The 9,697-nt window shown below is 62.2% G+C and carries 6 protein-coding genes and 1 pseudogene; 5 read left to right on the forward strand and 2 right to left on the reverse strand.

All coding sequences use genetic code 11. The features are described from left to right. Window positions 1-397: 397 nt before the first annotated feature. Window positions 398-1,918, reverse strand: coding sequence for an alpha/beta fold hydrolase (locus tag ACIBW7_RS42970; RefSeq protein ID WP_397056906.1), 1,521 nt, complete (start codon window positions 1,916-1,918; stop codon window positions 398-400). A 522-nt stretch (window positions 1,919-2,440) separates the two neighbouring features. Here ACIBW7_RS42970 and ACIBW7_RS42975 point away from each other — a divergent pair. The 5 genes from ACIBW7_RS42975 to ACIBW7_RS42995 all read left to right on the forward strand — a co-directional run bounded on the left by ACIBW7_RS42975 (window position 2,441) and on the right by ACIBW7_RS42995 (window position 7,705). Further along, a complete protein-coding gene (locus tag ACIBW7_RS42975) occupies window positions 2,441-3,694 on the forward strand; it encodes a lipase family protein (RefSeq protein WP_397056908.1) in 1,254 nt (417 codons plus the stop codon). Window positions 3,695-3,980: 286 nt separating this feature from the next. Beyond that, window positions 3,981-4,277 carry a hypothetical protein gene (locus tag ACIBW7_RS42980; RefSeq protein WP_397056910.1) on the forward strand — a complete coding sequence of 99 codons (297 nt, stop codon included), beginning with the start codon at window positions 3,981-3,983 and terminating at the stop codon, window positions 4,275-4,277. Window positions 4,278-5,129: 852 nt separating this feature from the next. Continuing rightward, window positions 5,130-5,741 (forward strand): hypothetical protein, encoded by a 612-nt coding sequence (locus ACIBW7_RS42985; protein WP_397056912.1) that lies wholly within the window; start codon window positions 5,130-5,132, stop codon window positions 5,739-5,741. Further along, window positions 5,738-6,529 carry a hypothetical protein gene (locus tag ACIBW7_RS42990; RefSeq protein ID WP_397056914.1) on the forward strand — a complete coding sequence of 264 codons (792 nt, stop codon included), beginning with the start codon at window positions 5,738-5,740 and terminating at the stop codon, window positions 6,527-6,529. The genes ACIBW7_RS42985 and ACIBW7_RS42990 overlap by 4 nt, the downstream gene beginning before the upstream one ends. 636 nt (window positions 6,530-7,165) lie before the next feature. Then, window positions 7,166-7,705: a hypothetical protein gene (locus ACIBW7_RS42995; RefSeq protein WP_397056916.1), complete on the forward strand. Its 540-nt coding sequence runs from the start codon at window positions 7,166-7,168 to the stop codon at window positions 7,703-7,705. Between the two features lie 1,509 nt (window positions 7,706-9,214). Here the strand turns inward: ACIBW7_RS42995 and ACIBW7_RS43000 are convergent. Beyond that, window positions 9,215-9,697 (reverse strand): annotated as a pseudogene (locus ACIBW7_RS43000) (site-specific integrase); the annotation flags it as partial.

The raw sequence follows: 9,697 nt of genomic DNA on the forward strand, positions 1-9,697 counted from the left end.
GAGCGCGAAATCGAACCGGTTGGCCGAGTCCCGTGCCGCCGACAGCAGCGCCTCGAACTGCAGATGCGAAAGCCCTAGCGTGGGTGACTCGTTCGGAACGCGTGGCTGGCGAACATATTCGGCCGGGGAGTGTTCGAGAACGCCGTCGATGACGCACCCCATCGGACCGACACCACCGTGACGGCGCTCACTGAACTTGGCTCTGTCCCTCGCTTCATAATCTCACGAATGGTTTCGTGTCTACTTCATGCATGAAGCGCGTGTGAGACGGTCTCGCCGAAACGGCCTACGGGTCGACGAGGGCGGCGGTGGATAGGTGGGACTGTGGTGAAGTCGTCTGCCGCGGTGGTAGTGCGGCGCTTGTCGAGTGGATCGTGCCGCTGGGCACTGCGGGCGATTAGTCGGGGAGATTGTTCGGGTCGCGTTGGCAGGTGAGGTCGGCAACGGGGAGGGTACCGTCACGGAAGTAGGTGTTGACGGTGTCGGTGGCGCAGTGGCTCAGGTCGGAGCCGAGGACGCCGTGAACGCGGGTGTCTGCCAGTGTGACCATTCGTGACGCTGTCAGGTCCTGGTGTAGTGCAAGGCCTTGCTGGTAGGCGGTGCGGGTGTCGCGGGTCGCCTGCAGGATCAGGGCTGGTGTCGGGTTGTTCACGGCGGTGGGCGGCTCGACCGGGTCCGGCCAGAACGCGCAGGCGGTGATGTTGTTGGCGAACGCGCCGAACACCGGTTGCGTCGCCCGGACGCTTTCGATATTGCGGCGATACCAGGCCAGATCTCGAGGTGCGGCCTTGTCGCCACACAGGACCGCGGCCATGCCCGAAGCATCCAACGCAACGGGACCGCTGACCTTCGCTTTCAGCTGCTCCATGTCGACGGGCAGCCCGGACACCGCGTCGGCCAGGGTCCGCACGAGTTCGGCGAGGTTGGTGTTCTTCTTCGGATTCGACAACAGCGACAGCAGCATCATCGGAACGGTGTGTTCGTCGATGAGATAGCCGTTGCCGATGACCGGATGCGTGGCGGCACGTCGGATCATATCCTCGACGAAGGCTCGGACCTGCGCTCCGCTGCTACCGAAGTGGTAGTCGGCGTCGTGGCGGGCCGCCCAGATCGCCCAGTCGTCGAGCCCGGCCTCGTTGACGGCACCCATGTCCTGGTAGGTGCCGATCCAGTAGCGGTCCGGGTCGATGGCGCTGTCCAGCACGATCCGGTCACTGTGCTGAGGGAACATCTGCGTGTACACCGCGCCCAGGTAGGTGCCGTAGGAGTCGCCGTAATAGTTGAGCTCGCGTTCACCGAACGCACTGCGGATGACATCCATGTCGCGGGCGGTATTGCGGGTGGTGATGGACCGGGCCTTCTCGGGATCGGGTACTACGCAGGAAGCCGCGAACGCGGCGGCCAGGGTGGCGTCGCGCGCGTAGCCGAAGGCGTCGAAGCCGGCCGAGAACAACATGGTGGGCAGCGGCAGCACACAACTCATTCGGTCCGATCGGCCGATACCACGCGGGTCCATGCCGATCAGGTCGTAGCGGGCACGGACATCCGGTGTCAGCCGATCCCGCAGGTCGGCGATCATGCTCAGGCCCGGACCGCCGGGACCGCCGGGGTTGGACAGCATGATCCCGCGTCTTCGGTCCGGGTCGGTGGCCGGGATACGCGAGATCGCTACGGTCAGCATGCGCGAGTCCGGCCGGGTGTAGTCGAGCGGTACGACAACGCCCGCGCACTGAGCCCCCGCGCCGTCGAGCGCCGCGTCGTTACACGGCTTCCAGACCAGCGGCTGGTGATAGAACGTCTCCAGCCCACCCGGGATCTCATCGACCGGATCGGCGCTCGCCGGTCCCACGGGCAAGGTGGCGAATGCAGCCGCCGATATGACTCCCAGAACGAGCCATCGAATCCATGTTGTCGGCATCGCATCTCCTGCCCGCGACCTCCGTGTACGCATCCCTAATTCCGCTGCACAGCCGTTTCCGGGGTCTCGAACGAGCACCATACTGCCGTTTGCTGAAAACGTCTCGGCGAGGCAGTGATTTTCCGGAGCCTCGCCCATGCTTTCCCCGGTCAGACCAGTTTTGCGCCTCCGACGTCAGGTTTTGTGAGGCGAACAGACGTGTACAAATCACAGACCGGTTGCGATGGCGTCGAATGCCAAGCAATTGCCTGCCAGGTCGCGAGCAAACACCCGCATCTCGGCTCGGTCCAGGAGAGCTTTCTTCTCCTTTCTGGGCGGCCGCAACATTTGTTGAAAACTTTATAACTGTAGATATGAAATCGTTATGCTACCGTGATCCAAACCCTCAGTGGAGTGACCGGTTGGTGCGGGCCAGAGTGCCTGCGCGTCGGATAGTTGGACGCGGGAGGCGTGATGAAATCCGGGCATATGTTGTCGACATATCGGGAAAGTGCTTGCCGCACAATGTGTTCGGCTACCGGTGTGCCCGGTCTGCCGGTCGGCGGCGCGCCCTGGCAACCGATGTGGTGGCGGATCGGTCTGCGATGGTTTGCGCCCCTCACGCTCGCCATGATCATGCTGGCGGCAGCGTTGTCGATGCCGGTCGCGCGAGCCGCAGCGCTGTCCCCTGGTGAGGATCCCTTCTATGCCGCACCCCCCGATCTCGCGTCACATCCGAACGGCGCGGTGCTCGGATCGCGGACGATCTCACTGCTCGGTCTGCCGATACCGGTCGCGGCGTGGCAATTGCGTTATCGCACAACCGATTCCGAAGAGCATCCGCAGCTGGACGTGACCACGGTGCTGGTGCCGCCGGTGCCCTGGAACGGGCCGCGGCCGGTGTTGTCGTACCAGGTACCCGAGAACAGTCTCGACACCCGGTGCGCGCCGTCGGCCACACTGCGCGGCGGCAGCGACAGCAACATGGCGAGCGCCATGCAGGATGCGCCGTTCATCGCGGACGCACTGCTGCGGGGCTGGGCCGTCGTGGTCAGCGACTACGAAGGGCCGCAGTCCCGGCTCTTCGACGGCGTGACATCCGGGCGTGGAGTCCTGGACGGAATCCGGGCCGCACGGTCCTTCACCCCAGCCGGCATCGATGCCTCGAGCCCGATCGGCTCCTGGGGATACTCGGCCGGAGCCTTCGCCACGCTGTGGGCCACCCAGTTGCGTCAGGAATATGCGCCAGACGTGCGATTCGTCGGCACCAGCGCCGGCGGAATCCCCACCGATATCCCGGCCGTGGCACAACGCGCCGACGGCGCCGTAGGAGCGATACTGATCCTGCTCGGGCTGGCCCGCAATGAACCCGACTCCCGGTTGGCCGACTTGCTGAACGACCGGGGCCGCCGCGCGCTGGTCGCCGCGGACACCTCCTCCTGCGGTGCGGATCTGGCTCAGGAATACTCCGACATCCACGTCGACGACTTGGCCACAGTTCCGAACCTGTTGGCGCAGCCCGCTTTCCGCAACGCCGCCATGCCCAATGAACTCGGCCGCACCACCCCCGACACCCCGCTGTACCTGTACCACAGCGTCGCCGACGAGAAGATCCCCGTCGCCGGCTACACCGCCCTCGTCGATACCTACTGCGCTCGAGGCGCCACCCTCACCGCGATCCACTCGCTGTTCCCGACCCATATCGGAGCCGCCGCGGGCGAAGCCTTCGGCGGCATGAACTTCCTCGCCGACCGCTTCGCCGGCACCCCACAAGCCCCGGGGTGTGTGGTGCAGTAGGTCGTGGATCTCATCAGCGAAATCCTCACCGACCACCAATCGCAGAGCCGAGGAAAAGAAGCACGTGATGAGACAGTCAAGCAACGAAGCCGCTGTGAGACAACATCAAAGCCACAGGTCACACGCCTAGCCTTCGGGAAATACGGTCGCATGCGTGTCGGCCTGTGACACCTGCGTGACGGTCCAACAACCGCCCGGTTGATGGGTAGCGCTGAACTGGGCGTTTTCCGCCAAACACCGGACTTGCCCATCGTGATGGGTAATCTGAGGGCCGTGACGGTTCCGGGTGTGGAGGACTCGGGGCGGGTGGGAGTTCCTCGAGGCAACGCAATTCGACCTCGCCGATGAATCAGCCCACAACCCCCAGGCGCGTGGCCGCGAGATGGCCGCTGTCGGCAAAAAGCTATGGACCACACTGGGTTCGGTGACGCGGGCAGCGACCGAACTGATGGCGCGATATCCCGATGTGCCCAGTCTGCAAGCGTATCGATACGCGGGACTGCCCCAGGACCAGGCCGCCGAACGCTACAACGCGGTCACCGGCAACCAGACAACCCTCGGCGGTACCTCGATCAACGCCTGAGAAGCCTGGGCTCGCGGACGTGGCCGCGGCTCGCCTCCCTCGCTGTCGAGCGTCCCGTGACGCCGAGCACGAGTCGGTAACCGCTACCGATCGCGTTCTACGGTACGACCACATCGCGTCCACCCTGCGACTTCCCGTAAATCCAGTGTGGCTCAGCGTGTACGGCGTCAGATGCTTGAGCCGCTGCCGCCGCCTTAGCGAAGCCGCGAGCTCACTGCTGGATGGGGTCGCGGGACAAACTCGGGCCGGTGCCGAAATCGCGCGGTTGTCGAATGCTGCGGACTCGTCGAGAACTTATGTGAGTTCGTTTGCCACACTTGCGGTATTGGTGGGCGCGGCGCCGATGTCCGTTATGAACGCGTCCGTGCTGGCTGGAGGTGATATCGAGCGTGCCAAGAGCTTGCCAAGACGGGTCGATACAACGCAGACTGAGCAATACGAGCTGGACGTTGAAGAGCCTCTGACCTGGACGGGACAGACTCAGCAAGACTGCCCAGGACGGAAACCAGCATTCTGGGGGTCAGGTGGTCGCAGGTTCAAATCCTGTCAGCCCGACGGATGTACGGGATCGAGGACGTTACTTGAACCGCACATCCGCAGTCGCGACAAGAACCGGCATGCCTTCCCCTCGGTAAGGGCGGTCAGTCCTGTAAGCGGCAACCAGCTCGGCGACCGTGGCCGGAGGCAACCGCGAAGCAGAGCGGCAAGCGCCAGTTGCGCGTTGCTGCAGCGCCGCTCAAGGACGATCCGTCAGGATCCAATCCCCGTGCAGGTCGCGATGCCACAAAAGAACCGCTCGGTATCAATTATGTAGGTTCGGTGTGGTCGCCTCTGCGGGCTAGGAATGCAAGAATGATGAGCATGTGGTTTCAGCGGTTCCTAAAGGGGGTCAACGGTCTTGACAAAGATGCGGCACGACATATCCTTCTAGATAGCGGGCTTATTTGCCGATGGTGGCAACGAGTGGGAGTCATCAGCAATACTGAAATTTCCCTCAAGCTAACCGCGGATGCGCTGCACGATCATCTCGAAGAGTATGCTGCGGTAGCGATGGATACGCCTTTCATATCACTGACTGCTGGCGTTCGGATGCGGGCTGCTGGACCACGTGGACGCGGATCAAATTACATTCGTAGTGCACATCGGACGGCTCTTACATATGCTACGGATAACTTCAAGTCTCCAGGATATATTTTTTCCGGATGGGTTCCTGTCTTGCCAAACCCGGTTGTGCCTTTAGAAGGGTTCGCGGAAGATGTGCGCGATTTGAGTTCTTACTCTCGATTTCGGCGGTTTCATCGACAAGGTGAGATTACGGCAAAAATCAAGGTGCCTATGCATCAGCTTGAATGCATGGAGCGCTGGGAATGTGGCAGCGACAGACGAAGTACGCGCACGGACCGTGAGATTAATCCAAACTTCGTGAAACCGGAAGGCATTGCTGCTGTTAGAGACACAATATGAATTCGGTGCCGAAAGAATGGTTTCGAGTGCTCGGAGTGGAACGAGAAGATGTGCTACGCCTAGGGGAATCCCTGGTTGCCTATACTACTGACCACGAGCCTTTGTTGGATGAAGACGAATCAGAGGGAGCCACGACTCGCCTAATGCTTCGTGCAGACACCCTGGGCGACGCAGGCTCGCTGCTATGTCTGGTAGACCAGAATCGGTCGATAAGCGCTTTCCGCGAAGCCGCGCTCCTTCGTGTACGTGCTAATGAACCGTCGCTTGAGTACTCCCTTGTATCATTCGACAACTCGCCACTCCCTAGCACCCTTTCTGATCATATTTTGGCTCCACTTGCTCATGGGTTCTCTCGTGTGGATGACCGTTACTTCTATCCAAATCAACACGATGAGAAGCGGCTATTCTCGGTTAGTTCCGGTATGGCGACAACGCATAGCATAACTGGAATTCCTGCATGGATGATCCAACGATTTGCAGAAGAGATTGCATTCCGCACGATAGGCACTGCTGATCGAGCAAGCGAGTTTAATTTACTTAGGCTAATCGTAAATTCCGCCGACCAGACTATTGCGGCTGCCATGGGCGACAGCTGGCACTGGCGCAGGCTGTCTTCCGATATTCGCGTGGTAGAACCGGAGCTTATGGCGATTGGTGGATTGATAGCGGCTGTTTACGGCGAAGAACCCGAATCGGTTTATGAGATGCCAGCTACACCAGCGTGGATTTCTTTGATAGTCGGTGGGCAAATGCGTATGAGAAGTCGCAACGTGGACTTGCCAGGCTGACCTTAGCTACGCACAGTTACCGTGTCGCTGGCCGCGTCTCAATCCCTCGGTTTCGCAGAGCCTTCCACACACTCCCTGGGCTTTGCCCAGACTCCGGGCGACAGCATTGCGACTGTCCCTCAGCATATAGCTTTGTTGCCCAGTCGATCTCTTCCTCGGTCATCGGCTGGTTCCGCATCTCCACGCCATGCTTCCCCAGGATCTTCAGCAGTCCGCCCTTCGAGAGCTCGTACTGCTCGCACAGCTGGTTGGTAGAGGCTCCACCTCGGTAGGCGTCAACCATCTCGGTGATGGTCCGGAGAAGGTCGACGATCCAGCCGCCGTGGGCGAACTGTGCTGCCATCTGCCGACAGAAGACGGGTGGCGGGGTGCAGCGTCAATCTTCTGGATCACCTTCCTGAGCCAGTCCGGTTCCCGCTGTTTCAGGTACCTGTCGGTTGCCACGAAGTTGGGTTCTGGCGCAAACACTGTTTGCGCCAGAACCCAACTTCGTGGCAAAACCGTCTCCGAAGTGGTCCCTTCCCCTGGCAGCCGACAACAGATCATCGTTCAAATACGACCGAGACTCGCCGCGCGAGTGCGGAGTATGATCGATCGCGGGAGAATCAGCAGGCAGGCCCGACTAGGAGGTCGGCCATGTCGTTGCGTCGTCCGCCGCGGTCACTGCGGACAGTTCGATCCCCGGAAGCTCTTGAGCGACTGGAACGTTCGCGTGCGCGTATTCGTGAACGCCGAGAACAGGCACGTCAGCGGGAGCGAGCGATCACCGACGCGGTGAAGCGGTACCTCATCGATTGGCAGGCGATCACGACGTGTGAAGCCAAGCGTGACCAAGAAATCGAGGCGCTGCGGCAGCAGATCAGCGCAGTCGAATCACGAGCCATTGAGGAAATCGCCCGCCACCGCGCCGACCAAGCTGTTGCCGCCGCGGTGATCCGTGACCAAGATCAAACTGACGAGGATGTGGCTGATCTGCTCGAAATCAGCGTCAAACAGGCCCGGCAACTGATTACCGCCGCCCGCGCAACGGGCGGCACGATGTCGGCGAGTGCATCACCGAAGCCGACCGCCACATCAACCACCTCTTCCGACTCGATGGTGGATTCAGGCGCTGGCGTAACCACCGGCGTTCCTCACGAACCACCGGAAGTGCTGCGGCGGGAAGGCTTGCCGTGAAGGAATGCCCGGCGCTGGAGACAAGGGCCAGAACGCGACACCGCACCGATGGCAGTAGAAACCGGCCTGCCACACGGCGTGAGCGCGCCGACGTCCTCGGACGACTCTCCCGTTGCGGCGAATACGCCGTACAGCAACGCTGAGCAGGAGGCCGCCAGGCGTGGTCAGGACCACGAAGAAGATCACGGTGGAAAGAGCCGCGACCCATCGCGATACGCCGGGATACGGCTTGGCGACGGAGATGATTGCCGGAACGATCCAGCACATCGCTGGCAACAACAGCGCAAGCGCAAAGAAGGTCAGGCGCCCGGCTGGAGTACGTGCGGGCTCGCGGGCCAGACTCCGTGCAAGTGATGTGGTGTGAGTGCGCTCGACCGTGGCAGTACCGAACACCGGGACCAGGCCGGTTGAAGCCACACCAACGCCGGAATAGACGTTCGTTCCGGAGCTGGTCGACACACCGTCCGCATTCAAGGCGGGCACACTCTGAACCGAGTCGAGCTGGCTGCAGTGTGGACACGTGAGGTCGAAGTCCATGCGGGGGACCCCCTCCCAAGCCGTCGCGCTGTAACGGCGCGTTTGTGGTGCTGGTACCTGCAACGAAAGCTCTGTCAGGTATCCAACACCTTCAGCGACCCGCTGTCGAGAGGTATTGGCGTGCTGATGCATTGACGAGTCCCTTCCATAAGGGCGTGGGTGTTCAGGGGGGCCGGATGCCCTGGGTGCCCAGGACGGCAGGGTTTGGCTGATGAGTCCTTGCCGTTGGGTGGCTTTCTAGGACCTTCGTCGCGACACGTGATCAGCGTGCGGAGGGCACATCGTGTGTGCGGCTCGGTGCCCGGGACAAGCGGATGCGGTTCGGCGGTGAGTATCGACAGCGCAGCGGCGACTTCTTGGAGATGGGATTTGACGTAGGTGGCGGTGGTGCCGCTGGCTTTGCCTCGGTGTCTGGCGTATTCGCGGGCGACGGCGTAGCTGAAGGTGCGTTCGACCCAGGTGAGGGTGGTGTGGCGTAGCCAGTGCATGCTGGTGCCTTGGGTAGCGACCCACGGCAAGGTGTCGCCGACTCGGCGCCAGATGTAGTCGAAACGCCGTGCGGTGATGGGCTTTCCGTTGCGGGCGGTGATCGCTCCACGCCGCGAGGAGGTGCTCGAAGTGGGTGTTGTACGTGCGCAGCGTGCCCGCCGACACGTTTTCACTTTGGGGATGACTTCGCCGAAGGTCGGCACCGCCACACCGCAGGTGACCAGATCGGCGGGAGAGATGCCCGTCTGGGTCAGTAGCACTCGCGCGGCGGCAATGGTCTCGGCGTTCGCCGCAGGCTGAGTCAGGTGTTGTCATCGCCGCACCGCCTCGAGGACGCGGGTGCAGGACCGGGCCGAGTGGCTGTGAACCAGTGGACTCAACTCAGCCTGATGGGGCCCGAGGACCGGCATTGGCCTGTGGGCCAATGCCGAAGAGTTCGTCCAGGTGGCTATCGCCGACCTCGGGGCAGACCATCTGCGTCGTTTATGTCGTCATATGGTTCTTCTTTGCTGGCGTGTCCGTTGTGGCTAGGGGGTGGGGTTCCCCGGTGAGGTGGGCGAGCGCGGATGCGACTTCGTTGATTGTTGCCGTGGTGTAGACACCGGTGGGTCCGGCGCTGCCGAGGGCATGGCGGGCGAACTCGCGTGCGGTCGCGCCGCCGTAGCGGCGCTCGACCCAGGTGGTTGTGGTGTGGCGCAGCCAGTGGATGGAGATGCCGTGGGTGATGACCCAGGGCAGATATCGGCCCAGGCGCTCGAACAGGTAGTTGTAGCGACGGCGAGTGATGGGCTTGCCGTTGCGTGTGCGCAGCAGTTGCTCGTTCGGTGCGGCTCCGCGCTGTTGGGCGTGGCGGCACAGCGCGCGCATCAGTGTGGGGGAGACCGGCTGCCACACTTCGGTGCCGCCCTTTTCTCGTAGGAGGATCACCGACTGCACGGGATCGAGATCTTGGGGACGCAAGGCCAG

The organism is Nocardia sp. NPDC049526 (assembly GCF_044465765.1).
In the GTDB taxonomy this organism is placed as follows: Bacteria; Actinomycetota; Actinomycetes; order Mycobacteriales; family Mycobacteriaceae; genus Nocardia.

Excerpts from the sequence above, each read along its gene's own strand:
- ACIBW7_RS42970 (WP_397056906.1), bottom strand. The coding sequence starts at position 1,918 with ATGCCGACAACATGGATTCGATGGCTCGTTCTGGGAGTCATATCGGCG.
- ACIBW7_RS42995 (WP_397056916.1), top strand. The coding sequence starts at position 7,166 with ATGTCGTTGCGTCGTCCGCCGCGGTCACTGCGGACAGTTCGATCCCCG.
- ACIBW7_RS42985 (WP_397056912.1), top strand. The coding sequence starts at position 5,130 with ATGATGAGCATGTGGTTTCAGCGGTTCCTAAAGGGGGTCAACGGTCTT.
- ACIBW7_RS42990 (WP_397056914.1), top strand. The coding sequence starts at position 5,738 with ATGAATTCGGTGCCGAAAGAATGGTTTCGAGTGCTCGGAGTGGAACGA.